This window comes from Stenotrophomonas sp. STEN009 (assembly GCF_056760395.1).
The window spans coordinates 1-23,919 of record NZ_JBRRES010000050.1; the positions used below are offsets into that span (position 1 = coordinate 1).

Here is a 23,919-nt window from a genome sequence, read left to right on the forward strand (position 1 = left end):
GGGGGGGCGCGGGGGGGGGGGGGTTTTCTCTCCACACAATTTCCCAACCGGCGGGGGGGGGGGGGGGGGGGGGGGGGGGGGGGGGGGGGGGGGGGCCCCCCCCCCCGACACTGCCTGGCGATCCCGATGCTGTTTCCACACGAGCTGCCCGATGCCGACGTCCGTCATGTTCCGGGCTGGCTGCTGCCGGATCGGGCGGATGCTTTGCAGCGGACACTGGGCGAACAGGTGGCCTGGGATGTGCACCGCATCCGGATGTTCGGTCACTGGGTGGATTCGCCGCGGCTGAGCAGTTGGATCGGCGATCCGCAGGCGCGCTACCGGTATTCCGGCGCCGAGTTCGTCCCGCGGCCCTGGCTGCCGGCTTTGCAGGCGCTGCGCGTGCGATTGCAGGAAGAGGGTATCGGCCGGTTCAACAGCGTGCTGCTCAATCGATACCGCGATGGTGGCGATTACATGGGCTGGCACAGCGACGACGAACCCGAACTGGGACCGGCGCCGGTGATCGCTTCACTGAGCCTGGGTGCAGCGCGGCGTTTCCTGCTGCGACGACGCGACGAGCCGGCACGCAAGGCGGAGTTCCTGCTGGACCATGGCGATCTGCTGTTGATGGCCGGCAGCACCCAGCGCTTCTATCAGCACGCGTTGCCGAAGATGGCGCGGGCCCAGGGCGAGCGGATCAACCTGACATTCCGTTGGATCACGCCGCGCTGAGCGAGGGATCAGCGCGGTGCTGCGGCGCTGTCGTTCTGCCCACTGACCAGCGTCCAGCCGACCACGTCCTGCGCGATCTGCTGCAGGCCACGTTCGAACGCCGCCGCAACCGCCGGCACATCGGTACTGCCAACGGGCTGCGCCTGGCGGAAGGTGCGATCAGCGACCACGCGCTGGTCGGCCACGTGGATCAGCTTGGCATTGAGTTCGATCACCACCGTCGGCGTGGTCTGGCCCTGGTAGTCCGATTCGAAACGACGGATGTCCGTGGACAGCTTGTAATCGGCGCGGATACCGGCGGCGGTGCGGGCCACGCCGTTGATGCGGCCGGAGTCCTCGAAACCGCGCAGCAGCGTGTCCTCGATCATGTCGGTGGCCGGCTGGGCCCAGCTGGCGCCCCTGTAGATCTCCAGCTCCGATGGCGTGGGACGCACGTTGATGCGCGGGCTGTCGACCATGCGCGCCGCGCTGGGTTTGGCCAGCACCAGCTGCCAGGCGACCTGGGGCCAGCTGGGATCGACCTTCACCTGCACGGCAGGCGAGTACAGGGTGACGGGATTCTTGTCGCCGCTGCCGAGGATCGAGCAGCCCGACAGCAGCGCCAGGGCCAGGCCTGGCAGCAGCAGGCGTGGGAAGAGGGTCGGGCTCATTTGGGTTCGAACTCCTTCGGGGCATCGCGGCCGAGCAGATAGCGCGCGGGGTTGTTCTCGAGGCGGTCGCTGACCCGGCGCAGGTCGCGGATCAGGCCACGCAGTTCGGTCAGGGTCGGGCCCAGCTGGCCGAGCCCGTCATTGGCGAAGCTGTTGATCGCGGCGCGGTTCTCGCCAAGGATCGAATCGGCATTGCCGGCAGCCGAATCGAGCTTGACCAGGGTAGCGTCGAGCTTGTCGATGATGCCCGGCAGCTGCTGCACCAGGTTCCTGTCGAGGCGCTCGATGGTGCCGTTGGTGGTCTTCAGCGTGGTGTCCAGGCTGCGTGCGGCATCGCGCGCGCTGAGCAGCAGCGCCTGTGTGCCCTGGTCGCGGTCGGCCAGTCCGCCGCTGATGGTTTCCAGGTTGGCCAGGGTCGCGTTGATCGACGCCACGTTGCGATCGCTGAGGATCTGGTCCATGCGCTCGACGATGCGGTTGGCCACATCGGTGATGTTCTGCAGTGCCGAAGGCGTGGTCGGGATGATCGGCGCCGGGTCCTTGTTGACCGTGGTCAGTGCCGGCGACTGCGGCGTGCCGCCGCTGAGCTGGATGATCGACGGACCGGTCAGGCTGGTGATCGCCAGCTTGGCACGGGTATCGGTCTTTACCGGGGTGGTGGAGTTCAGGCGGATGCGCGCCACCACCTGGCGCGGATCGTCCGGTACCAGGTTCAGCTCGATGATCGAGCCGACCGCGATGCCGTTGTACTGCACCGGGCTGCCGACCGACAGGCCGGTCACCGCCTCGCGGAACACCACGCGGTATTCCTGCCAGGTGCGGTCGGATGAGTACTTGGCCGCCCACAGGCCGAAGGCCAGCAGGGCCAGGCCGGTGATCAGGGTGAACGCGCCGATCAGCACGTAGTTGGCTTTGGTTTCCATGGCTCAGGCACTCTCGATCTGTTCGCCACGCGCGGCACGCGCACGTGGTCCGTGGAAGTATTCCTGGATCCACGGATGATCCAGTTTCTCGATTTCCGCAAGCGGTGCGTTGGCGATCACCTTGTGGTCGGCCAGCACGGCGACGCGGTCGCAGATGGCGTACAGCGTGTCCAGGTCATGGGTGATCAGGAACACGGTCAGGCCCAGCGCTTCCTGCAGGGTCTTGATCAGCCGGTCGAAGGCCGCCGCGCCGATCGGGTCCAGGCCGGCGGTCGGTTCGTCCAGGAACAGCAGCGGCGGGTCCAGTGCCAGCGCGCGGGCCAGGCCGGCACGCTTGCGCATGCCGCCGGACAGCTGCGAGGGCAGCTTGTTGATCGCATCGGCGGGCAGGCCGGCCAGCTTCACCTTCAGCAGTGCCAGCTCGTAGTGCCAGCGTTCGGGAAGGTCGCGATGATGCTCCTTCAGCGGAACCTGCACGTTCTCGCCGACGGTCAGCGAGGAGAACAGCGCGCCATCCTGGAACAGCACGCCGGTGTTGCGCTCGATATGCAGCCGGCTTTCGGCATCGTCGGCACGCGCATCGCGGCCGAGCACTTCGATCTGTCCTTCATCCGGCACGCGCAGGCCCAGGATCGAGCGCATCAGCACGGACTTGCCGGTGCCCGAGCCGCCGACGACGCCGAGGATCTCGCCGCGCCGCACGTCCAGGTCGAGGTCCTCATGGACGGTCTGGCTGCCGAAGCGGTTGACCAGCCCACGCACGCGGATGGCCAGGTCATGGCCATCGTCATCACGCATCTCGAAGGTGCCGGAACCGGAGGTCGTGTTCATGTCACCAGTCCATATGCATGAACCACAACGCCGCAAAGGCGTCGATGATGATCACCAGCGAGATGGTCTGCACCACGCTGGATGTGGTGCGCTCGCCGACCGACTGCGCGGTGCCGGTCACCTTCAGGCCCTCCAGGCAGCCGATCAGGCCGATCACCACCGCGAAGACGGGCGCCTTGGACAGGCCGACCAGCATGTGCCGCACCTCCATCGTGTCGTGCATCCGCGCGATGTACATCTGCGGCGGAATGTCCAGATCGAACGCGCCGACCGTGATGCCGCCGGCCAGGCCGGCAATCATCGCGATGAAGGTCAGCAGCGGCAGGGTCACCAGCAGCGCGAACAGGCGCGGCAGTACCAGCAGGTCGATCGGGTCCAGGCCCAGCGTGCGCATCGCATCGATCTCTTCGCGGGCCTTCATCGCGCCGATCTGCGCGGTGAACGCGCTTGCCGTGCGGCCGGCCAGCACGATCGCGGTCAGCAGCACGGCGAACTCGCGCAGGAAGGCGATGTTGACCAGCTCGACCACGTAGATCTCCGCGCCGAAGTCGCGCAGGATGGTCGAGCCCAGGAACGCGATCACCGCACCGACCAGGTAGGACAGCAGCGCCACCAGCGGCACGGCGTCCAGGCCCACCTGTTCCATCTGGTGCACGGTGGCGGTGAGGCGGAAGCGCCGCGGCTGCTTGACCAGGCGAGCGGTCTTGACCATCGCCTCGCCGAGGAAGCTGGCCAGGGCCACGATGTTGTGGCCGGTGCCATGCATGCTGACGCCCAGCCGTTCCAGCGCGGCCAGCACGCCGAAGTCGCGCTTGGGCTTGGGCCGATCGTCGGCCACTTCCTCGATGGTGCACACCAGTGCCTGGTGATCCGGCCGGAACTGCAGCGCATCCTCACCGAGGTCGGCGCGATGGGCCACGCGCAACAGCTGCAGTACGCCGGCCGAATCGAGCTGCTCGATGCCCGTGGCGTCAATGCCGGTCAGTTTGTCGGGAACGGCGCGCAGCACCTCGGCCGCAGCCAGCGCGGTCTTCAAGGTCCAGTGGCCGGACAGGCGGATCAGCCCGGGGTCGTGGGCGTCCTGTTCGAGCTGGGGGGCGAGGTTCTGGGTCACGTGGGCCATTCGGGTCGCAGCATAACCGTTCTGTATTGTGCTTCGCGTTGAACCAGGATGAATTCCTCCGGCGGGGCCCGGCCTAGGTAATACTACGGCGCATGTCCGCAGACGCTCACACGATCCCCACGCCCCAGGCCACCTACGCGCAGCGCGTGGCCTTCGTTTCCGAGATCGCCGGCCGCCTCCACAGCTACGGCACCACGGCCCAGCGTCTGGAAACGGCCGTGGTCGCACTGGCAAAACAGCTCGATCTCGATTGTGAACCGTGGTCTAACCCCACCGGCATCATCCTCAGCTTCAGCGACCCGGCCCAGGCGATCGGCTCCAGCGACATCACCCGCGTGATCCGCCTGGCACCGGGCGAGAACGACCTGCACAAGCTCAGTGTCGCCGACCGGATCGCCGAGGAAGTGGCCAACGGGCGGATGAGCATCGCGCAGGGGCACACTGCGCTGCGTCAGCTGGACAAGGATCCCGGCCGTCGCGGCAAGCTCCGCACCATCCTCTCGTTCACGCTCGGCGCGGCCGGTGTCGCCGGCATGTGGAAGCTGCCCTGGCTGGACATCGCCACCGCCGGTGTCATCGGCCTGATGATCGGCCTGCTCGGCATGGTCACCGACCGTCGCCCGGCGACCCGCGAGGCCGCCGAGGCGCTGGCCGCGCTGCTGGCCGGCCTGGTTGCCACCTTGGTCGCTTCGTTTGTCGGCGCGCTCAACCTCAACACGGTGATCATCGCCTCGCTGGTGGTGCTGCTGCCCGGCATGTCGCTGACCAATGCGGTCAACGAACTGGCCAGCCAGCACTGGGTGTCAGGCACCGCGCGGTTTGCCGGTGCGCTGACCACGATCATGAAACTGAGCGTCGGCGCGATGATCGCGGTGACCCTGGCCGATGTGCTGGGCCTGGACCCGGTGATCCGTGCCTCGCGACCGCAGGGACCGTGGGTGGAGTGGGGGTCGCTGCTGACCGCGGCCTTCGCCTTCGCGATGCTGTTCAAGGCCAGCCGTCGCGATTATCCCTGGGTGATTGCCGCGTCCGTGGCCGGCTATGCCATTTCCAAGTTTGGCGGGCACGCCTGGGGGGCACCGGCAGGCATCTTCCTGTCGGCGATGGTGCTGACCGCCGGCGGCAACCTGTTCGGTCGGCTGGCCGGGCGTCCGGGTGCGATCATCCGCCTGCCGGGCATCATCATGATGGTCCCTGGCAGCACCAGCCTGCGTGGCGTGCTGACGCTCGTCCAGCAGCAGGATGTCGGTGCCGGCCAGAGCGTGTTCCTGACCGTGCTCAACGTGGTGATGGCGCTGGTGGCGGGCCTGCTGTTCGGCAACCTCTTGATGCCGGCGCGCAAGACGTTGTGATGGAATGAAGAACGCCGGCTTGCGCCGGCGTTCTTCATTCTTTCCGATCCGGCCTCAGGCCTTCTTGATCAGGAAATCTTCCGGCTTCTTGCTGCCCTTGGCGGTCAGCTCGGCCATCCAGCGCGGCTGCTTGCCACGGCCGGTCCAGGTTTCCTTCGGGTTGGCCGGGTTGCGGTACTTCGGGGCGACCTTGCCGAGCTTGCGGCCGGCGGTTTTGGACGGCGCCGCTGCCTTGCGGGCGCGTGGCTTGGCAGCCGTGGTAGCGGTACCGAACAACTCCTCGATGGTGTAACCCTCGGTCTTGGCCAGCTTGCTCAGCTGGGCCCGCACCTTGGCGATCGGGCGACGCTTGGCGACGATGGTCTGCTGCTTTTTCGCGGTGCGGATCAATGCGCCCAGCTCGCGTGCCGACAGGCCGGTCAGGTCGATGCTCATCTACGGTTACTCCGGAAACTAATAAGGGACAGGGACGAGCCGGTCCGTGGCGTCGGCGCACAGGATAATGATGAATTAAATCCAGTACAAATCATGCAGGTCAGGGTATGGCGATGGACCGACTGCATCGTGACCATTTTGACCGGATTATGTCCAGCTGCATATTCACCGGCCCACCGCCGGTACAAAGAAAAAGACCGGGGCATGCCCCGGTCCGGTCACTCAACCCTGCAGGCGTTGCAGCAGGGTAGCCTTATCCAGGCTTTCGGCTTCGCTGGCGCGTCGCGAGCGGTACTCGTACGTGCCGGCCGCCAGGCCGCGCTCGCTGACCACCACGCGATGCGGGATGCCGATCAACTCCATGTCGGCAAACATCGCACCCGGGCGCAGCCCGCGATCATCCAGCGCGGCATCGAGACCGGCATCGCGCAGTTCCTGCAGCAGGCCGGCAGCGGCTTCGGCCACAGCGGCATCGCCCTTGGGGTTGATGACGCACACCACCACCTGCCACGGCGCCATCGCGTCCGGCCAGATGATGCCGGCATCGTCGTGATTCTGTTCGATCGCGGCAGCGACCACGCGCGAGATGCCGATCCCGTAGCAGCCCATTGCCATCACTGCGGCCTTGCCGTTCTCGTCCAGTACGGTGGCGTCCAGTGCTTCGGCGTACTTGCGGCCAAGCTGGAACACGTGGCCGACTTCGATGCCACGGGCGATCTTCAACTCGCCGCCGTCCAGCGCACGGTCACCGGCACGCACGTTGCGGATATCGACCACTTCCGGTTCCGGCAGGTCGCGGCCCCAGTTGACTCCAGCCAGGTGGAAGCCCGCTTCATTGGCACCGACCACGAAATCGGACATCGCCGCCACTTCGCGGTCGGCCACCACGCGGATCGCCTTGGCCGGTGAAACCGGGCCGAGGAAGCCGGGCACGCTGCCCAGGTACTCGGCGATCTCCGCTTCGCTGGCAAAGCGCTGCTCTTCCAGGCCGGGAACCTTGCCCAGCTTGATCTCGTTGACCTCGTGGTCGCCACGGACCAGCACCAGCACGAACCCTTCGTCGGTCATCAGCGCCACCGACTTCACCGTGCGCTGCAGCGCGATGCCGAGCAGGGCGGCAACGTCCTCGCAGGTCTTCTGGGTGGGGGTCTCGACCTTGCGCATCGTCTCGCCGGCTGCCGCGCGCGGTGCCGGTTCCGCGGCGATCGCCGCTTCCATGTTGGCCGCGTAGTCCGAGCCGGTGGAGAACACCAGCGCGTCCTCGCCCGAATCGGCGATCACATGGAATTCCTGCGACGCGTCGCCACCGATCGCGCCGGAATCGGCCTGCACCATGCGGAAGTCCAGGCCCAGCCGGGTGAAGATGCGGCTGTAGGCGGCCTTCATGTTCTCGTACTCGCGCACCAGGCACTCATCGTGCAGGTGGAACGAATAGGCGTCCTTCATCAGGAATTCGCGTGCACGCATCACGCCGAAGCGCGGGCGGATCTCATCGCGGAACTTGGTCTGGATCTGATAGAAGTTCACCGGCAGCTGCTTGTAGCTGGACAGTTCGCTGCGCGCGAAGTCGCATGCGGCTTCCTCGGCGGTCGGGCTGTAGCAGAACACCTGGTCCTTGCGATCCTTGATCTTCAGCAGCTGCGGCCCGAACTTCTGCCAGCGGCCGGTCTGCTCCCACAGCTCCTTGGGCTGGATGGTCGGAATCTGGAACTCCACGGCGCCGGCGCGATCCATTTCCTCCCGCACGATGCGTTCGACCTTGCGCAGCACGCGCAGTCCCAGCGGCGACCAGGTGTACAGGCCGGAGGCGAGCTTGCGGATCATGCCCGCACGCAGCATCAGGCGGTGGCTGGTCAGCTCCGCGTCGCTGGGGGTTTCCTTGGTGGTGTGCAGGTGGAACTGGGAGAGGCGCATCGTCGGCTTCGGTCTACGGCAGAGATCCCTATTCTGCCAGCCCGGGCGGGGGGAGGGTATCGGCCGGGCTGCGCCCTGCACCCGTCTCAGGCAACTTCAACTGCCACAGCAACAGCGGGCTTCGCGTGGGATGGCGGGGTGGATCCGGTGGCAGGGGACGCCGTAAACCCGTCCATGGGGGCTTGGTCGCGGCATCCATGCCGCTCACACCCCTGCCACCGGACCCGCCCCGCCTTCGACGGATCTCTGCGACCTGCCAGGACATGCCTTGGGGTCAGATCCGTTTTCCTGCGGAAACGGATCTGACCCCATTCTTGATTCCATGTAGCCCCATGGATGGGTTTACGGCGTGTCCTGCCAGCCCACACCGCCCCGCCAGACCAGCAGAAAACCAGAGCCGCTTTGGCATTTGACGTTGCGGTTGCTTGAAGCAGGTGCAGGGCGCAGCCCTGCCGAGCCCTCAACCGGCTGCTGGGCAGTAGGCCTTGATGCTGGCTTCAGCCAGTCCCTTCTGCGCGGTGCGCTGCTCCGCGGTCAGTACGGTGTCGCCCTTGCCGTCGCCGTCGGTGTCCTGCATCACCTGGCCGGAGCCTTCCAGCAGGGCCAGGTTGGCACGGGCGGTGCTGCACTGCTCCGGTACGGGTGCGGCCGGGCGTTCGGCGCTGTCAGCCGATGGCGCCGAGCGCGCCTGCGCCCGGGTCTCGTAGGTCCTGCCTGCTGGCGGGGTTTCCGAATACTGGGTGACGCCGTTGGCGTCCTTCCACTTGTAGACGGGGCCGGCCATGGCACTGGTACTGGCCAACAGCAGCAGGCATCCCAGGCAGGACAGGGCACGCATGGCAAACTCCGCAGAATGGGCGTAGAACGCCGATTGCAGCATTGGCACCGACCGCTGGCAAGTCGATTAAACTGGATTCCATGGACCCGATCACACCGCCGCCGCGTTCGCGCACGATTTACCTGCTGCCCAACCTGTTCACCACTGCGGGCCTGTTCGCGGGCTTCTACGCGATCATCGCCGCTGCCAACGGGGATTTCGTCAATGCCAGCATCGCGGTGTTCGTGGCGGCGGTGATGGACGGCCTGGATGGCCGTGTCGCGCGCCTGACCGGCACCAGCAGCGAGTTCGGCGTGCAGTACGACTCGCTGGCCGACCTGGTCAGCTTCGGCATGGCGCCGGCACTGGTGATGTACCACTGGTCGCTGTCCTGGCTGAAATTCGATGATCCCCTGCTGGGCCGTGTCGGCTGGGCCGTGGCCTTCCTGTACGCCGCATGCGCGGCGCTGCGCCTGGCCCGCTTCAATACCCAGGTCGCGGTGGTGGACAAGCGCTGGTTCGTCGGCCTGGCCAGCCCGGCCGCTGCCGGGCTGATGATGTCGTTCGTCTGGGCCTTCGCCGATGGCAACCTGGGCTGGGATGGCAATCAGCTGCGCTATGTGGCGCTGGCGGTGACGCTGGTCGCTGCGCTGCTGATGGTCAGCCGCATCCGCTTCTGGAGCTTCAAGGGCGGTGCCGCCAAGGATTCCCGTTCCGACCGGGTGCCGTTCCTGGTCCTGGCACTGGTACCGATGGCCATCGCGATCGCGGTGATCGACCTGCCGCGCGTCCTGTTCGCCGTGGGCATCCTGTATGCCCTGTCCGGCCCGGTGATGTGGGCGGTGCAGCGCCTGCGCAAGAAGTCCGAGGCCGCGTGAGCCAGGATCTGCCCGTGCTGTGGTCACCGGCCCAGCAGGCCTGGCTGCAGGCGATGGGCTATACCGTCTATCACGACGGCCAGCTCGCCGCGGAGCTGGACGCTGCATTGCAGCTGAGCGTGGCCGACGCCGATGCGGCCAACCCCCCGGCAGCGCAGTCTCCGTCACGCCAGCCCGAACCGTCAGCGGTGGAGCCGGCACCGCGCCAGCCGCGGAGTCCGTCGCCGCCGCCTCGCACCGCGCCCGCCGTGGTGCCGGCAACCGAACCTCAGGCGGCACGCGCAGCCTCGGCGGGCACCACCCGGCAGCCGGCGGTACGTCTGCCTGATCGCCTGCAGATCGCGCTGCTGCGCGCGTCCGGCTGCAATCCGAACGATGCCGCGACGCAGGCGCTGATGGACAGCTGGCCGTTGGAGCAGCTGCGCCGTGATCCAGCCGCCAAGCGCGCGCTGTGGCCGCAGCTGCGCGCCCTGCGCAAGCGGGGCGCGCCGTGAGTGCGGTCAGCCAGCCCGGTCCGGTGCGCCTGCGGGCGCTGCGCGAGAGCGATCTTGCCGAGGTGATGGCGATCGAGGTGCGTGGCTATCCCTTCCCGTGGACCCGCGGCATTTTCATCGATTGCCTGCGTGCGGGTTATCCCGGTCTGGCAATGGAGCGCGATGGCCAGCTGCTCGGCTACGGCGTGCTGAGCATCGCTGCCGACGAGGCGCATGTGCTGAACATCTGCATCGATCCGCTGGTGCAGTCACGCGGGCTGGGGCGGCAGCTGCTGCGTGCGCTGGTGCAGCTGGCTGGTGATCGCGGTGCCCAGCGTGTGTTCCTGGAAGTGCGCCCGTCCAATGCGCCGGCGCTGGCGCTGTATCACAGCGAAGGGTTCAACGAAATCGGCCGGCGTCCGCGCTATTACCCGGCCGCGCAGGGGCGCGAGGACGCGGTGGTGATGGCGATCGAGCTGGTCGAGGGCGACCTGCAGACGATGCCGCCGCTGTAACCGGGATGCGCCGCGTTGCCCGCCGGTACGGCCGGGCGCTGGCGGCAGGTGCCAACCTTGGCGGGCACGTGTGGCTCACGCCAGCCGCAGGGCCAGCACTCCGCTGACGATCAGCGACGCCGCCAGCCAGCGCACGCGCGGTATCCGTTCGCGCAGCAGGAATGCCGAGATCAGCAGGGCGAACAGGATCGATGACTCGCGCAGGGCCGACACCATCGCGACCGGTACCTGGGTCATCGCCCACAGTGCCATCGCGTAGGACGCGGTGGTGCCCACGCCGCCGGCCAGGCCCAGCGGCCAATGCTGGCGCGCATAGGTCAGCACCGCGCTGCGGCGGGTGTACAGCGCCCACAGCGGCAGCGGGATGCCCGACAGCAGGAACAGCCACAACGTGTAGGCCAGCGGGCTGCCCGACAGGCGCGCGCCGTGCGCATCGACCAGGGTGTAGGTTGCGATCATCGTCGCCGTCAGCAGCGGCAGGCCGAGCTGGCCTGCGCGCGCGCCCAGTGCCATGGCCAGGATGCCGCTGCTGACCAGCGCCACGCCCAGCCACGCCGCTGCGGGCAGTGATTCGCCGAGCACGGTGCCGGCCAGCGCGACCAGGATCGGTGCGCAACCGCGCATGAGCGGATACGCCAGGCTCATGTCCACCTGCTGATAGCAGCGCGCGACCAGCGCGTAATAGACCACCTGCAGCAGTACCGAGGCCGCCAGCCACGGCCAGCTGGTCACGTCCGGCAGAGGAAGGAGAGGCAGCAGCGCGGCGGACAGCAGTGCGGCGCTGCCGGTGACGAGCACGGTGCCGAGGAGCTTGTCGGCGCCACGCTTGACGATGGCGTTCCAGCTGGCATGCAGCGCGGCAGCGGCGAGAACCAGCAGGAAGATCGAAAGCGGCATCCTCTGATGATGCCAAAAGACCTGGGCGGGTGCGGACCTGGATCCGCACCCGCCGGTCGGCTGTTACAGCTTCGCGCGTTGTTCGCGCAGGCCGGCCAGCTGGGTGTTCCAGTCGGCCAGGCGCACGCGCTCCTGCTCGACCACCGCAGCCGGCACCTTGTCGGTGAACCGGGCCAGCTTGGTTTCGCTCTTCTCCTGCTCGCCTTCCACGCGCTTGATCTCCTTGTCCAGGCGTGCACGTTCGGCATCCAGATCGACCAGGCCTTCCAGCGGCACCAGCAGCTTCAACTCACCGACGATGGCGGCGGCCGCAGGCGGAGCGCTTTCGCCTTCGCCCAGCCACTGCACGCTGTCCAGCTTCAGCAGGAACGACAGCGACGCACTGAAGCGTTCGACGCGGGCACGATCCTGCTGCTGGCCGGCCTGCAGGCGCAGGGGCACCAGCCTGGACGGTGCGACGTTCAGTTCGCTGCGCACGCGGCGCACCGCGCTGATCACCGCCTTGAGCCATTCGACGTCGGCCTCGGCCTGGGCGAAATCGCCCTGGAACTCGGCTGCGGTCGGGTAGGGGCGCAGCGACAGCGTGGTTTCGGCCAGGCCCAGGCGCGGGGCGAGCTGCTGCCACAGCTGTTCGGTGATGAATGGCGTCAACGGGTGCAGCAGGCGCAGCAGGGCTTCCAGCACATACAGCAGGGTGTGGCGGGTGCTTTCGGCATCCGCTGCGTCGCTGCCGCTCAGCGCCGGCTTGCTCAGTTCGAGGAACCAGTCGCAGAACGCATTCCACGCGAACTCGTACAGGCACTGCGCCAGCAGGTCGAAGCGGTAGGCGGCGAAGTGGCCCTGCGCTTCAGCGGTGGTGGCCGCAAGGCGTGCAAGGATCCAGCGCTCGGCGTCGGTGCGCGGTGTCGGCACGCCGCTGAACGCCGCACCTTCGGTGTTCATCAGCGCGAAGCGGCTGGCATTCCACAGCTTGTTGCAGAAGTTCTTGTAGCCTTCGGCACGGTTCATGTCGAACTTGATGTCGCGGCCATGGGTGGCCAGCGCCGCGATGGTGAAGCGCAGCGCGTCGGCGCCGTGGGCGGCGATGCCGTCCGGGAACTCCCTGCGCGTGGCTTTCTCGATCTTCTCCACCATCTTCGGCTGCATCAGGCCGCCGGTGCGCTTGGCGACCAGGTCATCGATGCTGATGCCATCGATGATGTCCAGCGGGTCGAGCACGTTGCCCTTGCTCTTGGACATCTTCTGGCCTTGTCCGTCGCGGATCAGGCCGGTGAAGTAGACGTCCTTGAACGGAATCTTTCCGGTCAGGTTGTCGGTGGCCATGATCATGCGGGCCACCCAGAAGAAAATGATGTCGAAGCCGGTGACCAGCACCGACGACGGCAGGTAGCGGTCGAAGCCACGCTCGGCCATGGCCTGTTCGTTCGGCCAGCCCAGGGTGGAGAACGGCCACAGCTGGGAGGAGAACCACGTTTCCAGCACGTCGCTTTCCTGGTTCAGCACGACATCGCTGCCGAGCTTGTGCTTTGCCCGCACCTCATCCTCGCTGCGACCGACGTAGCAGGTGCCGGTGGCAGCGTCGAACCACGCCGGAATGCGGTGGCCCCACCACAGCTGGCGGCTGATGCACCAATCCTGGATGTTGGCCATCCAGTGACGGTAGGTGTTGATCCAGTTCGGCGGCACGAAGGTGATGCTGCCCGGCTTCCCATCGGTACCTTCGACCAGCTCCAGGCCGCGCTTGGCCAGCTCGTCCATCTTCACGAACCACTGGTCGGTCAGGTACGGCTCGATCACCTGGCCGGTGCGGTCGCCGCGCGGCACCTGCAGCTTGTGCGCCTTGGTCTCGACCAGGATGCCCAGGTCTTCCAGCTCGGACAGCACGGCCTTGCGTGCTTCATAGCGGTCCAGGCCCTGGAAGCGTTCCGGGGCGTTCTCATTCAGCGCCGCCACCGGAGTGAACAGGTTGATCATCGGCAGGCTGTGGCGCACCCCGACCTGGTAATCGTTGAAGTCATGCGCGGGCGTGACCTTGACCACGCCGGTACCGAACGCGCGGTCCACGTAATCATCGGCGATCACCGGCACGCGGCGGCCGGTCAGCGGCAGCACCACGGTCTTGCCGATCAGGTGCGCGTACCGCTCGTCTTCCGGATGCACCATCACGGCGGTGTCGCCCAGCAGGGTCTCCGGGCGGGTGGTGGCCACCACCAGGTAATCGCGGGTCTCGCGCAGGGTTTCGTTACCGTCGGCGTCGCGCTCGACGTGCTCGTAGCTGAGGCCGTCATCGAGCTGATAGGCGATCGACCACAGGAAACCGTCTTCTTCGGCGCTCTCCACTTCCAGGTCGGAGATGGCGGTCTTCAGCACTGGATCCCAGTTGACCAGACGCTGGCCGCGGTAGATCAGGCCCTGCTCATGCCAGCGCACGAAGGCCTCGATCACCGCCGCCGAGGGCTGCGGGTCCATGGTGAAGGTGCTGCGCGACCAGTCGGCCGACGTGCCGAGGCGGCGCATCTGTCGTTCGATGGTGTCGCCGGACTGCTGCTTCCACTCCCAGACTTTGCCGATGAAGCCTTCGCGGCCCAGCGAGTCACGGGTTTCGCCCTTGCCTTCCAGCGCCAGGTTGCGGCTGACCACCATCTCGGTGGCGATGCCGGCGTGGTCGGTGCCGACCTGCCACAGCGTGTCGTAGCCGCGCATGCGGTGGTAACGCACCAGCGCATCCATCAGGGTCTGCTGGAAGGCGTGTCCCATGTGCAGCGTGCCCGTCACATTCGGCGGTGGCAGCAGGATGGTGTACGGCTCGCCCTGGCCGGACGGCTTGAAGTGGCCGGCCTTCTCCCAGGCCTCGTAGAGGTCGGTCTCGAAGGACTTCGGGTCGTAGCTGGAGGCGAGTTGGGTCATGCGGGGGAACCAGGAGGTAATCGTTGAAGGATCAGGGCGCAGGGGTGGCCCATCAAGGGGGCCGCGGGGCGCTCACATGTCGTGCTTGTTCAGGTCGTAACCGGCGGCCTTGTACTGGCGCCAGCGTTCGCGCAGCGGTTCGCGCGCTTCAGGGTCGGCCGGGACCACTTCCAGCACGCGCTCGCACTGGCCCAGCCAGGGGTCGTCGCGCAGATTGATCACCAGCGGGCGGGCCGGCGCCTCGGTGCCGGGCACGGCGATCAGCACCAGCGCTTCTTCCTCGTCCATGTCCTCGCCGGCAATCTGATGCGGGATGTAGGCGTCGTCATCGAACGCCCACAGCAGTTCGTCCAGTTCCTCGGCCTGGGCCTGGTCGCGCGCCAGCACCAGGGTGAACAGGCCGGCATCGTTGGCCTTGCGTGCCAGCTCGCAGACCAGGCGCAACGGCTCGGTCAGGAAACGGGGCTTGGCGATCAGGTAGAAGTCGGCGCGGGGCATGGCAGGGTCCGGAACAGGCGGGGGCCCGGTCTGGCCGGGCGAGGCCCTGGCCGGCGGTGGCCGGCCAGGGTCTGGTACAGCATCAGGCGCGGGCGGCCTGGTCCAGCAGCCACTGGCTCAGCAGGCCGACCGGGCGGCCGGTGGCCATGCCACGCTTGCCCTCGTCGCTGGCGACGCCGGCGATGTCCAGGTGAGCCCAGCGCTGGCCTTCGGCGAAGCGCGACAGGAAGCAGCCGGCGGTGATGGCGCCGGCCCAGCGGCCGCCGATGTTGTAGACGTCGGCGAAGGTCGAATCCAGCATCGGCTGGTACTCATCCCACAGCGGCAGGCGCCAGGCGCGGTCGAACACGTGCTCGCCGGCGGCCAGCAGCTCGTTGGCCAGGTCGTCGTGCTTGCTCATCAGGCCCGCGGTCTGGTGGCCGAGGGCGACCATGCAGGCGCCGGTCAGGGTGGCGACGTCGACCAGCGCGGCCGGCTCGAAGCGCTGCGCGTAGGTCAGCGCATCGCACAGGATCAGGCGGCCTTCGGCGTCGGTGTTGCCGACTTCGATGGTCTTGCCCGACATCGAGGTGATGACGTCGGACGGGCGGTAGGCGTTGCCGTCGATGGCGTTCTCCACGGCCGGCACCACCACCACCAGGTTCAACGGCAGCCTGGCCTTGACCGCAGCGACGAAGGTGCCGATGACGTTGGCGCCGCCGCACATGTCGTACTTCATTTCCTCGATGCCGCCCTGGGTCTTCAGGTTGACGCCACCGGTATCGAAGGTGATGCCCTTGCCGACCAGCACATAGGGCTTGGCATCGCCGGCACCGGTCCACTTCAGCACGACCAAGCGCGGGCGATTGGCCGAACCACGGGCCACGGCCAGCAGCGAGCCCATGCCCAGGGTTTCCATCTGGGTCTCGTCGAGGATCTCGGCCTCGGCGCCGTCATGCTCGCTGGCGAACTTCACGCCGACTTCGGCCAGGTAGGCCGGGGTGCAATAGTTCGGCGGCAGGTTGCCCAGTTCGCGGGCGAACTCGACACCGGCAGCAATGGCCTGGCCCTGGGCCAGGGCCTGCGCGTCGTCACCAGCGATGGCCAGCTGGGCCAGCCCGGCATCATCGGCCTTTTTCTTGCCCAGCGTGGCGGTGTAGCGGTACGCCGCGTGATCGGCGGCGATCACTGCCTGACGGATCGCCCAGGCCGCATCGCGCTCCTTCACAGCCACTTCAGACAGGGTGAACAGCGCGCTGCGGGTGGCGCCTGCCTTCAGCGCGCGAACGGCGTCGCCTACGGCCTTCAGATACTGCGGCACGCCGAAGCGGGCGGCTTCACCCAGCCCGACCACCAGCACGCGCGGCGCTGCCACGCCCGGCAGGTCGTGCAGCAGGCTGGTGGCACCGGTCTTGCCGGACAGGTCGCCGCGCTGGGCGAGGGCCGACAGGCGGCCGCCGCTGGCGGCATCCAGCGCCTGTGCAGCCGGAGTCAGGGTATGGTCGGCGTACGCGCCGACCACCAGGCAGTCAACGGGGGCGGCGGCCGGGGCGAGGTGGTTCAGGGTGAATTCGAGAGCCATTGAGCAGATTCCATTGGCAAGTCCGTACAATCGCGGACCGTTTACGCCCAGACGCTAGACTGGGCGGCACCGCGAACGAACCCCAGAGTTTAAACCACCGCCCCATGTTGAAGCTCGACCGCTACCTGCTGGGCGATTTCGTCCAGAGTTTCCTGGCCACCCTGATCGTCCTGCTGGTGGTCAGCGTGGGCGGCGTGCTGGTGGACATCCTCGGCAACATCGCCGACGGGCGCCTGCCGGCCAGGCTGCTGTTCTCGCAGCTGGCGCTGCAGTTCATCGTCTACATGCCGCTGATCCTGCCGCTGGCGTTGATGCTGGGCCTGCTGCTGGCGATCGCCCGCCTCTACCGCGACTCGGAAATGGCGGTGATCACCGCCATCGGCGTGGGCCCCAGGCGCCTGCTGCGGCCGCTGCTGATGCTGGTGGTGCCGGTGGTGGCGGTGGTGGGCGCCTGTTCACTGTGGCTGGGGCCGTGGGCCTCACGCACCGCCGAGCAGATGATCCAGGACGCCAACCGCAGCGTACTGATGGCCGGCCTGGAGCCCGGGCGCTTCACCCCGCTGCCCAACGGCGGCGTGGTCTACCTGTCCTCGATTTCGCCCGATGGCACCCAGCTGGGCAAGGTGTTCCTGCAGCGTGCCAAGGACGACCGGCTGGAAGTGGTCTCTGCCGCCAGCGGCCGCATGTACTTCGAAGGCGAGCGGCAGCGCTTCCTGGAACTGGACAAGGGCCACCAGGTCGAGGGTCCGCTGGCCGGTGCGCTGGATTACCGGCTGGCCACCTTCGCCCGCAACGATGTGGCCCTGCCTGACGGTGCGCAGACCCGCAAGGATGACGATCCGGAACTGATGTCGACCCTGCAGCTGCTGGGCGACGGCCGCACCCAGGCCCAGGCCGAACTGCATCGCCGGCTGGCCCCGCCGCTGATCGCCCTGGCGTTCGCCCTGCTGACCGTGCCGCTGGGGCGCAGCTCGCCGCGCCAGCAGCGCTACGGGCGCATGATGCTGGCCCTGCTGGCCTACATGGTCGGCACCAACCTGACGTTCATCGGCGCCGGCTGGATCGCCAGTGGCAAGCTGCCGGCGATGCTGGGCCTGTGGTGGCTGACCCTGCCACTGCTGGCGTTCGCGGTCTGGATGTATGCGCGTGATGGACGCATGAGCCTGCCCAAGGGGGCCCGCGCATGATGCTGCGACCGATGCGGTTCGATTTCTACCTCGGGCGCGCGGTGTTCGGCACCGTGCTGTTGACCTGGGCGGTGCTGACCGGCCTGGACGTGGTGATGGCCTTCTCCGGCGAGTTCAAGGACATCGGAAAGAACGGCTACACCCTGGGACACGCCGCGGCGTGGGTGCTGTATACGGTGCCACGCCGCGCCTACACCTTCTTCCCGACCGCAGCGGTGATCGGCGCGCTGATGGGGCTGGGCCAGCTGGCGGCGACCTCCGAACTGACCGCGCTGCGTGCGCTGGGCCTGTCCCGCAAACGCCTGAGCGTGTCGGTGGCGATTGCCCTGTCGCTGCTGACCGCAGTGATGGTGTTCAGCGCCGAGACGCTGGGCCCGTGGGGGCAGAACCGTGCCGATTCGCTGAAGATGAGTGCCAAATGGGGCCAGGACATGGCCGTGGCCCGTTATTCCGGCATGTGGGCACGCGAAGGCGATACCTTCCTCAACGCGCAGAGCGGTGAGGAACAGCTGGTCGGCAACACGGGAACGCGATTGATCCTGCGTGACGTCCGCCTGTACCGGATCGCCGAAGACGGGCGGATCGCATCCCTGACCCACGCCGCCACTGCCGAACATGACAAGGACGGCTGGGTATTGACCGGCGTGCGCCGCGATACCTTCGGCGAGCGCTCGGCAACGCGCGAGGAAGTGGCGCGCGAGCCCTGGAATTCCAAGCTGGACGCGGCGGCACTGGCGACCGGTATCGCCAAGCCGCGCAACCTGAGCGTGTCCGAACTGAGCACGAGCATCGCCTATCGCGAGCGCAACGGCCTGGATGCGCGTGACTTCGAGGATGTGTACTGGAGCCGCTGGTTCTATCCGGTGAACGTACTGGCGCTGTGCCTGGCCGCCGTGCCGTTCGCGTTTGGTTCGCTGCGCAGTGGTGGCATGGGCAAGCGCCTGTTCCTCGGCATCCTGTTCGCGTTGGGCTTCTGGCTGCTGCAGCTGTTCTTCGGGCGCATGGCCGGCGCACTGAAGTTTGATTACCGCATCGCCTACGCGCTGCCGCCGATCGTGATGCTGGTGGTGTCAGGCCTGCTGTTCCGGCGGAAATCGGGCTGATTCCGGCAACGCCGGGCCATGCCCGGCGCCAGCAGGACACTTCAGCGCTTGGGCATCCGCACCAGACGCGTGCCACTGGCACGGTCGTGCCACGCCAAGCGTTGGCGATCCAGCAGGGCCCACCAGAAGCCCAGCCCACCCAGCAGCAACGACAGCGTTGCCACGGCGAACCGCAGCCACAGCTGCGCGCGCCGCAGCGCGGTGCCGTCGGCCGACACCAGTTTCAGGCGCCACGGCCGCATGCCAAGGGTCTGCCCACCCCGGCGCCAGCTGGCGGTTGCATAGGCCCCGGTTATGACCCAGCACACCGCCCACAACAGCCATTGCCAGGCACTGAAGGGCGCGATGTTCTCGCGCTGTGCATGGCCACTGAAGGTATAGGCCAGGGTGAACGCCGTGCCGGCCAGCATCCACAGCGCGAGCACGGGCAGCGCGTCGTAGACCATCGCCAGCACGCGCCACGGCAGCAGCGCACGGGGGCGCTGCGCCTCGGGCGTGGCAGTGGAAGACACGTCGGTGGCTGGGCTGGACATGCGCCGAGCATACGCAAAGCTGGCCGCGTCCGCAGTCACCCTCGTATCCTCCACGCATGGCCGTCATTTCCACCCCCGCCGAGCGCCGTCAGCTGGTCCAGCAACTGCCTGCACTGCGTGCCGACGACAGCATGCGCATCCAGCGCTTCCTTGATGCCATCTGGGCGGAGAACGGTCTGGCCAGGGCCACCCTGGACAGCTACCGTCGCGATCTGGAAGGGTTGGCACGCTGGCTGGACGGCCGCGAAGGGGGCCTGGCCGGCGTCGAACGCGCCGGGTTGTTCGACTACCTGGCCTGGCGCACGCGCCATGGCTGGTCGCCACGCAGCAATGCGCGCCTGCTGTCGGCGCTGCGTGCGTTCTTCGCCGATGGCGTGCGTCGCGGCGAGCGCAGCGAGGACCCCGGCGCTCTGCTGGATCCGCCGAAGCTGCCACGCCTGCTGCCCAAGGCGCTGGCCGAAAGCCAGATCGATGCGTTGCTGGCCGCGCCGGATGTCGGCAGTCCGCTGGGGCTGCGTGATCGGGCCATGCTGGAGCTCATGTACGCCGCGGGCCTGCGCGTGAGCGAACTGGTACTGCTGCCGGCAACGGCGGTGAACCTGCGGCAGGGCGTGCTGCGGGTGACCGGCAAGGGCAGCAAGGAGCGGCTGGTGCCGCTGGGCGAGGAGTCACAGCACTGGCTGGAGCGTTACCTGCAGCATTCGCGGCCGCAGCTGGTGGGAAAGGGCAGGGTGCAGGCACTCGCCGATGGGCAGACGCCGCTGTTCATCGAGCCCCGGCTGCACGCGCTCACGCGGCAGGCGTTCTGGCATCTGGTCAAGCGCCACGCGCAGGTCGCCGGCATCGATCCGGCCCGCATCAGCCCGCATGGCCTGCGGCACAGCTTCGCCACCCATCTGCTCAACCGTGGCGCGGACCTGCGTGCGCTGCAGATGCTGCTTGGCCACAGCTCGCTGTCGACCACCCAGATCTACACGCTGGTGGCGCGTGAACACCTGCAGAAGCTGCACGCCCGCCACCATCCCCGTGGTTGAGCGGCCTGGATGAATCCCGTCCGGCTCCCGTCAGCGGGCCACGGCGCCGCCCCGGGCGGCTGTGTCAGAATCGGTGGTCCTCTTCTGCTGCGGAATGCTCCATGCTCCGATTCGCCATCGCCGCCGTGTTCGGCGCGCTCAGCCTGACGGCCTGCGCCCAGCCGGCTCCGCCGGCCCCTGCGGCCAAGGCGCCTGCCGCCGCCTCCGCCCGGGCCACCCCGGCTGCCAATGGTCCGGCAGAGCAGGCGGTGCGCGCCGCGCTGACCGCGCTCAACCCCGGTTTCGAAGTGGATTACATCGGCGCCGCGCCCTTCCCCGGTTTCCGCGAGGTGGTGGTCTCCGGTCAGCTGCTGTATGTCTCCGACGACGGCCGCTACCTGTTCCAGTCGCAGCCTTATGACACCCGGGCCAAGGGGCCGGCCAACAGCGAGGGCCTGCTCGGTTACCGTCGCGCGCTGCTGGCCAAGGCCAACCACGGCGACCGCATCGTGTTCGCCGCGCCCAACGCCAAGTACACGGTCAGCGTGTTCACCGACATCGAGTGCGGCTATTGCCGCAAGCTGCACCAGGACATCGCCGAACTCAACCGCAACGGCATCAGCGTCGAGTACCTGGCCTTCCCGCGCATGGGACTGGGCAGCAAGGATTACACCGACATGATTTCGGTCTGGTGCGCAGCCGATCGCCGCCAGGCGCTGACCAATGCCAAGCGTGGCGGAGCCGTGCCGGCGAAGAACTGCACCAATCCGGTGGCGATGCAGTACGCGCTCGGACAGCAGCTGGGGGTGAACGGTACCCCGGCGATCTTCGCGCCCGATGGCACCCAGCTGGGCGGCTACCTGCCGCCGGCGCAGCTGCGTGCGGCGCTGGAGAAACTGTCGGCCCAGCGCTGACCGGGATATCGCCGGGCCATGCCCGGCGGATGCCTCATCCGATCAAGGCCGGGGGCGCACGGGGCCCCCGGCCTTTTCCTTACTTCAGACCATCGCTGACGGCCTTGGTCAGCGTGCCCTGCGCATCGTCACCACTGAATTCCCAGACGAACGCGCCGCCCAGGCCCTGGGTCTTCACGTAGCCCATCTTGCGGGTGATGTTGGCCGGAGTGTCGAAACTCCACAGCGTGCTGCCGTTGTAGATCCAGGTGGCGCCGGCGGTGTTGTCGGTGTAGCCCGGCCAGGCCAGGTTCTTCAGTACCTTCCAGTCTTCGATGCCGGCCTCATAGGTGCCCGGTGCGGCGCCTGAGGCGGTCTGGTACAGGCCATTGTTGGCATTGGCCACGCCCGTCCAGCCACGTCCGTAGTAGCCGATGCCCAGGTTGAGCTTGGCGGCCGGCACACCCCGGCTGATGAAGGCCTCGATGGCGTCGTTGCTGTTGTACAGCTTCTGGTCGCCGGTGGACGGATCATTCGGCGAATCGAACAGTGCCGACTGGTGATTGGTCCTTGCATCCCACGCACCGTGGAAGTCGTAGGTCATCACGTTGATGTAGTCCAGGTACGGGTGATAAGCCGCCGGGTCGGTGACGCGGATCTTGTCGATGCCGGCACCCACCGCCACGGTCAGCAGAAGGCCCGGACGCACCGCATCGAGCTGGCGGCGGAACTCGGCCATGAGTGCGGTGAAGTTGGCGTTGTCCTCGGGCTTGCCGCACTCGATGCCGCAGGCCACGGGGTATTCCCAGTCGATGTCGATGCCGTCGAATACGCCCAGCGCTGCGCCCGCGCCGCCGGCGCCGTCGGTCACCGGCAGGTTGCCCTTGATGTAGGCGTCGATGCAAGAGGCGACGAAGGCCTGGCGGTTCTCCGGACGGGCCGCGCTGGAGAATCCACGCGACCAGGTCCAGCCGCCCAGCGAGATCAGCACCTTCAGACCCGGATGCTTGGCCTTGAGCTGCTTGAGCTGGTTCCAGTTGCCGCGCAGCGGCTGGTCCCAGGTATCGGCGCTGCCACTGACGCTCTCGGCGGCGCTGAAGGCCTTGGTGTAATCGGCGAACGCATCGCCACCGGCGCCGCTGTTCGGGTCCGACGGCTGGGTCACGCCCACTTCGCAGCGGTTGTTGCGCACGTTGCCGAAGGCGTAGTTGATGTGGGTCAGCCGCGCGGCGGAACCGCTGCTGTCGATGTTCTTCACCCGGTAGTTGCGGCCGTAGATGCCCCACTGGGTGAAGTAGCCGATGACCCGCTTGCCGGTGCCGCCACCGTCGCCGGCCAGGGTGGTGGCGCTGATTTCCGTGCCCTGGGCGGACGCATTGCCGGCGTTGTCGCGGGCACGCACACGGTAGCGGTAGGTGGTGGACGCGGTCAGGCCGCCATCGACGTAGCTGGTGCTGGACGGAGAACCGACCAGGCTGCCGTTGCGGTACACATCATAACCGGCCACGCCGCTGCCACCGGCGTTGTCGGTGGACGGACTCCAGCTCAGCACGATGCTGCTGGCGGTACGGGTGCCCACCGCCAGCCCGCCGGGCACGCTGGGTGCGGTGGTATCGCCGCCGGCAGCGTTGACGGTGATGGTGATGGTCGGGGTGCTGGTGGTGGCGTTGTTGTTGTCGGTGGCCACCGCGCGCAGGGTGTGGCTGCCGGCGCTGGCATTGGCCCAGCTGGCGCTGTAGGGAGCGCTGGTATCCACGCCGATCGAGCTGCCGTCGCGGAAGAATTCCACCTTGCTGACGCTGCCGTCCGGGTCGCTGGCGTTGGCGGTCACGTTGATGGTGCTGCCGGCGCTGAAGGTAGCGCCATTGGCCGGTGAGGTCAGGCTGACCACGGGAGGCTGGTTGACGCCGCCGCCATCGCAGGCACCGAGGTTGGTGTAGTAGGGCGCACCGGCCGGATGGTCTGGCGGGGCATTCCAGATGTCCTGGTTTGCCCGATACAGCACGCCGCCCTTCTGCAGGGTGTCGCCGGCGCGATAGATCTTGGCCTGGTCCCATTCGGCCACGCCGGCACAGCTGGCGGCCTGGGCCAGGCCCGGCAGGCTGGCGGCACCGGCGGCCAGGGCAAGCAGCCAGGCCAGGCGGCGGGGACGACAGCTTCGGGTGGAACGTTCGGCACTGCGCACAATCGGGTCGTACATGGTGTGTCTCCGATCAAAGGGCGCGCGGGCCCCGATGGCGCCGCGCGTGACGCAGGTCCGGGCGGCGCCGGGGAAGGCGACGGGAGGGGCCGGACGGAGGCACCTGGGAGGCCGGGGAGAGAGTCCGGCGCCAGGTGGGGACAACGTTGTCATCAATTGCGTGGTCAATCCGTGAGCAAGCGCATGGTTCCGGGATTCGGGCGGAACGCGCTGGCGCGCAGTTGGCGGCCAACGGCGGAGCCCCTTCGTGGCTGGGGGGTTGGTCGCTTACAGCGGATTTGTGGGGGTTGGGCGGGGGGGGGGGGGGGGGGGGGGGGGGGCCGCCCGAAAAAAAAAAAGAGGTCGGCGGGCCCCCCCCCGCCGGCGCGGCGCCCCCCCCCCCCCGCCCGGGCCGCGGGGGGGGGGGGGGGGGGGGGGGGGGGGGGGGGTCGGTTTTAATTCGGCCTTTTTGGGGGGGGGGGCCCATCCTGGGGCTTTCCGCCCGGGGCCCCCCCCACCCACC

At 67.8% G+C, this 23,919-nt stretch carries 22 protein-coding genes; 9 read left to right on the forward strand and 13 right to left on the reverse strand.

Annotated features, from left to right (window positions below):
- Positions 1–126: 126 nt before the first annotated feature.
- Positions 127–714, forward strand: a complete 588-nt coding sequence (locus tag ACVOMM_RS17220; RefSeq protein WP_481526550.1) for an alpha-ketoglutarate-dependent dioxygenase AlkB family protein — start codon at positions 127–129, stop codon at positions 712–714.
- 8 nt (positions 715–722) lie between these two features.
- Here ACVOMM_RS17220 and ACVOMM_RS17225 read toward each other — a convergent pair whose 3' ends face one another.
- Genes ACVOMM_RS17225 through ACVOMM_RS17240 form a run of 4 tightly spaced genes read right to left on the reverse strand, consistent with a single transcriptional unit; the run spans position 723 to position 4,241 of the window.
- Positions 723–1,364 carry an ABC-type transport auxiliary lipoprotein family protein gene (locus ACVOMM_RS17225; protein ID WP_053516961.1) on the reverse strand — a complete coding sequence of 214 codons (642 nt, stop codon included), beginning with the start codon at positions 1,362–1,364 and terminating at the stop codon, positions 723–725.
- Positions 1,361–2,287, reverse strand: a complete 927-nt coding sequence (locus tag ACVOMM_RS17230) for an MlaD family protein (protein WP_053516959.1) — start codon at positions 2,285–2,287, stop codon at positions 1,361–1,363. The genes ACVOMM_RS17225 and ACVOMM_RS17230 overlap by 4 nt, the downstream gene beginning before the upstream one ends.
- A 3-nt stretch (positions 2,288–2,290) precedes the next feature.
- The gene (locus ACVOMM_RS17235) at positions 2,291–3,118 is read right to left on the reverse strand and encodes an ABC transporter ATP-binding protein (protein WP_053516958.1); all 828 of its coding nucleotides are present in this window, start codon (positions 3,116–3,118) and stop codon (positions 2,291–2,293) included.
- A gap of 1 nt (position 3,119) precedes the next feature.
- Positions 3,120–4,241 carry an ABC transporter permease gene (locus ACVOMM_RS17240; RefSeq protein WP_053516957.1) on the reverse strand — a complete coding sequence of 374 codons (1,122 nt, stop codon included), beginning with the start codon at positions 4,239–4,241 and terminating at the stop codon, positions 3,120–3,122.
- Positions 4,242–4,333: 92 nt separating this feature from the next.
- Between ACVOMM_RS17240 and ACVOMM_RS17245 the strand changes: the two genes are divergently transcribed.
- Positions 4,334–5,593 (forward strand): threonine/serine exporter family protein, encoded by a 1,260-nt coding sequence (locus tag ACVOMM_RS17245; protein ID WP_053516956.1) that lies wholly within the window; start codon positions 4,334–4,336, stop codon positions 5,591–5,593.
- 54 nt (positions 5,594–5,647) lie between these two features.
- On the opposite strand, the gene ACVOMM_RS17250 is transcribed toward ACVOMM_RS17245, so the two are convergent.
- The 3 genes from ACVOMM_RS17250 to ACVOMM_RS17260 form a co-directional block, all read right to left on the reverse strand.
- Positions 5,648–6,028, reverse strand: a complete 381-nt coding sequence (locus ACVOMM_RS17250) for an H-NS histone family protein (RefSeq protein WP_053516955.1) — start codon at positions 6,026–6,028, stop codon at positions 5,648–5,650.
- Between the two features lie 222 nt (positions 6,029–6,250).
- The gene (locus tag ACVOMM_RS17255; RefSeq protein WP_180875768.1) at positions 6,251–7,942 is read right to left on the reverse strand and encodes a proline--tRNA ligase; all 1,692 of its coding nucleotides are present in this window, start codon (positions 7,940–7,942) and stop codon (positions 6,251–6,253) included.
- Between the two features lie 460 nt (positions 7,943–8,402).
- Positions 8,403–8,780, reverse strand: a complete 378-nt coding sequence (locus ACVOMM_RS17260; RefSeq protein WP_074902117.1) for a DUF4124 domain-containing protein — start codon at positions 8,778–8,780, stop codon at positions 8,403–8,405.
- Positions 8,781–8,860: 80 nt separating this feature from the next.
- On the opposite strand from ACVOMM_RS17260, the gene pssA reads away from it, so the two are divergent.
- Genes pssA through rimI form a run of 3 tightly spaced genes read left to right on the forward strand, consistent with a single transcriptional unit; the run spans position 8,861 to position 10,625 of the window.
- On the forward strand, positions 8,861–9,637 hold the full coding sequence (gene pssA / locus ACVOMM_RS17265) for a CDP-diacylglycerol--serine O-phosphatidyltransferase (RefSeq protein WP_053516952.1): 777 nt from the start codon (positions 8,861–8,863) through the stop codon (positions 9,635–9,637).
- The gene (locus ACVOMM_RS17270) at positions 9,634–10,131 is read left to right on the forward strand and encodes a hypothetical protein (protein ID WP_053516951.1); all 498 of its coding nucleotides are present in this window, start codon (positions 9,634–9,636) and stop codon (positions 10,129–10,131) included. The genes pssA and ACVOMM_RS17270 overlap by 4 nt, the downstream gene beginning before the upstream one ends.
- Positions 10,128–10,625 (forward strand): ribosomal protein S18-alanine N-acetyltransferase, encoded by a 498-nt coding sequence (gene rimI / locus ACVOMM_RS17275; RefSeq protein ID WP_053516950.1) that lies wholly within the window; start codon positions 10,128–10,130, stop codon positions 10,623–10,625. Before ACVOMM_RS17270 ends, rimI begins: the two co-directional genes overlap by 4 nt.
- Before the next feature lie 75 nt (positions 10,626–10,700).
- Here rimI and ACVOMM_RS17280 read toward each other — a convergent pair whose 3' ends face one another.
- The 4 genes from ACVOMM_RS17280 to ACVOMM_RS17295 all read right to left on the reverse strand — a co-directional run bounded on the left by ACVOMM_RS17280 (position 10,701) and on the right by ACVOMM_RS17295 (position 16,488).
- A complete protein-coding gene (locus ACVOMM_RS17280) occupies positions 10,701–11,522 on the reverse strand; it encodes an EamA family transporter (RefSeq protein WP_111186577.1) in 822 nt (273 codons plus the stop codon).
- Positions 11,523–11,585: 63 nt separating this feature from the next.
- Positions 11,586–14,429, reverse strand: a complete 2,844-nt coding sequence (locus tag ACVOMM_RS17285; RefSeq protein ID WP_481526551.1) for a valine--tRNA ligase — start codon at positions 14,427–14,429, stop codon at positions 11,586–11,588.
- 72 nt (positions 14,430–14,501) lie between these two features.
- Positions 14,502–14,927 (reverse strand): DNA polymerase III subunit chi, encoded by a 426-nt coding sequence (locus ACVOMM_RS17290; protein WP_004154132.1) that lies wholly within the window; start codon positions 14,925–14,927, stop codon positions 14,502–14,504.
- Positions 14,928–15,009: 82 nt separating this feature from the next.
- A complete protein-coding gene (locus ACVOMM_RS17295; protein WP_065175340.1) occupies positions 15,010–16,488 on the reverse strand; it encodes a leucyl aminopeptidase in 1,479 nt (492 codons plus the stop codon).
- Positions 16,489–16,592: 104 nt separating this feature from the next.
- Here ACVOMM_RS17295 and lptF point away from each other — a divergent pair, with 104 nt between their 5' ends.
- Positions 16,593–17,675 carry an LPS export ABC transporter permease LptF gene (lptF, locus tag ACVOMM_RS17300; RefSeq protein WP_053516945.1) on the forward strand — a complete coding sequence of 361 codons (1,083 nt, stop codon included), beginning with the start codon at positions 16,593–16,595 and terminating at the stop codon, positions 17,673–17,675.
- Complete coding sequence (gene lptG / locus ACVOMM_RS17305) at positions 17,672–18,778, forward strand: LPS export ABC transporter permease LptG (protein WP_053516943.1); 1,107 nt, start codon at positions 17,672–17,674, stop codon at positions 18,776–18,778. Before lptF ends, lptG begins: the two co-directional genes overlap by 4 nt.
- 41 nt (positions 18,779–18,819) lie before the next feature.
- On the opposite strand, the gene ACVOMM_RS17310 is transcribed toward lptG, so the two are convergent.
- A complete protein-coding gene (locus tag ACVOMM_RS17310) occupies positions 18,820–19,311 on the reverse strand; it encodes an RDD family protein (RefSeq protein WP_263177261.1) in 492 nt (163 codons plus the stop codon).
- Positions 19,312–19,367: 56 nt separating this feature from the next.
- Here ACVOMM_RS17310 and xerD point away from each other — a divergent pair, with 56 nt between their 5' ends.
- Positions 19,368–20,345 (forward strand): site-specific tyrosine recombinase XerD, encoded by a 978-nt coding sequence (xerD, locus tag ACVOMM_RS17315; protein ID WP_053516940.1) that lies wholly within the window; start codon positions 19,368–19,370, stop codon positions 20,343–20,345.
- Between the two features lie 101 nt (positions 20,346–20,446).
- The gene (locus tag ACVOMM_RS17320; RefSeq protein ID WP_164152902.1) at positions 20,447–21,238 is read left to right on the forward strand and encodes a DsbC family protein; all 792 of its coding nucleotides are present in this window, start codon (positions 20,447–20,449) and stop codon (positions 21,236–21,238) included.
- Between the two features lie 79 nt (positions 21,239–21,317).
- Here ACVOMM_RS17320 and ACVOMM_RS17325 read toward each other — a convergent pair whose 3' ends face one another.
- Positions 21,318–23,417 (reverse strand): glycosyl hydrolase family 18 protein, encoded by a 2,100-nt coding sequence (locus ACVOMM_RS17325; protein ID WP_481526552.1) that lies wholly within the window; start codon positions 23,415–23,417, stop codon positions 21,318–21,320.
- Positions 23,418–23,919: the final 502 nt, after the last annotated feature.

Coding starts and splice junctions, on each gene's coding strand:
- ACVOMM_RS17310 (WP_263177261.1), bottom strand. CDS start 19,311: ATGTCCAGCCCAGCCACCGACGTGTCTTCCACTGCCACGCCCGAGGCG.
- ACVOMM_RS17220 (WP_481526550.1), top strand. CDS start 127: ATGCTGTTTCCACACGAGCTGCCCGATGCCGACGTCCGTCATGTTCCG.
- lptF (WP_053516945.1), top strand. CDS start 16,593: ATGTTGAAGCTCGACCGCTACCTGCTGGGCGATTTCGTCCAGAGTTTC.
- ACVOMM_RS17245 (WP_053516956.1), top strand. CDS start 4,334: ATGTCCGCAGACGCTCACACGATCCCCACGCCCCAGGCCACCTACGCG.
- ACVOMM_RS17320 (WP_164152902.1), top strand. CDS start 20,447: ATGCTCCGATTCGCCATCGCCGCCGTGTTCGGCGCGCTCAGCCTGACG.
- ACVOMM_RS17240 (WP_053516957.1), bottom strand. CDS start 4,241: ATGGCCCACGTGACCCAGAACCTCGCCCCCCAGCTCGAACAGGACGCC.
- ACVOMM_RS17235 (WP_053516958.1), bottom strand. CDS start 3,118: ATGAACACGACCTCCGGTTCCGGCACCTTCGAGATGCGTGATGACGAT.
- ACVOMM_RS17290 (WP_004154132.1), bottom strand. CDS start 14,927: ATGCCCCGCGCCGACTTCTACCTGATCGCCAAGCCCCGTTTCCTGACC.
- ACVOMM_RS17295 (WP_065175340.1), bottom strand. CDS start 16,488: ATGGCTCTCGAATTCACCCTGAACCACCTCGCCCCGGCCGCCGCCCCC.
- ACVOMM_RS17250 (WP_053516955.1), bottom strand. CDS start 6,028: ATGAGCATCGACCTGACCGGCCTGTCGGCACGCGAGCTGGGCGCATTG.
- ACVOMM_RS17285 (WP_481526551.1), bottom strand. CDS start 14,429: ATGACCCAACTCGCCTCCAGCTACGACCCGAAGTCCTTCGAGACCGAC.
- ACVOMM_RS17230 (WP_053516959.1), bottom strand. CDS start 2,287: ATGGAAACCAAAGCCAACTACGTGCTGATCGGCGCGTTCACCCTGATC.
- xerD (WP_053516940.1), top strand. CDS start 19,368: ATGGCCGTCATTTCCACCCCCGCCGAGCGCCGTCAGCTGGTCCAGCAA.
- ACVOMM_RS17225 (WP_053516961.1), bottom strand. CDS start 1,364: ATGAGCCCGACCCTCTTCCCACGCCTGCTGCTGCCAGGCCTGGCCCTG.
- ACVOMM_RS17260 (WP_074902117.1), bottom strand. CDS start 8,780: ATGCGTGCCCTGTCCTGCCTGGGATGCCTGCTGCTGTTGGCCAGTACC.
- ACVOMM_RS17280 (WP_111186577.1), bottom strand. CDS start 11,522: ATGCCGCTTTCGATCTTCCTGCTGGTTCTCGCCGCTGCCGCGCTGCAT.
- ACVOMM_RS17255 (WP_180875768.1), bottom strand. CDS start 7,942: ATGCGCCTCTCCCAGTTCCACCTGCACACCACCAAGGAAACCCCCAGC.
- pssA (WP_053516952.1), top strand. CDS start 8,861: ATGGACCCGATCACACCGCCGCCGCGTTCGCGCACGATTTACCTGCTG.
- ACVOMM_RS17325 (WP_481526552.1), bottom strand. CDS start 23,417: ATGTACGACCCGATTGTGCGCAGTGCCGAACGTTCCACCCGAAGCTGT.
- lptG (WP_053516943.1), top strand. CDS start 17,672: ATGATGCTGCGACCGATGCGGTTCGATTTCTACCTCGGGCGCGCGGTG.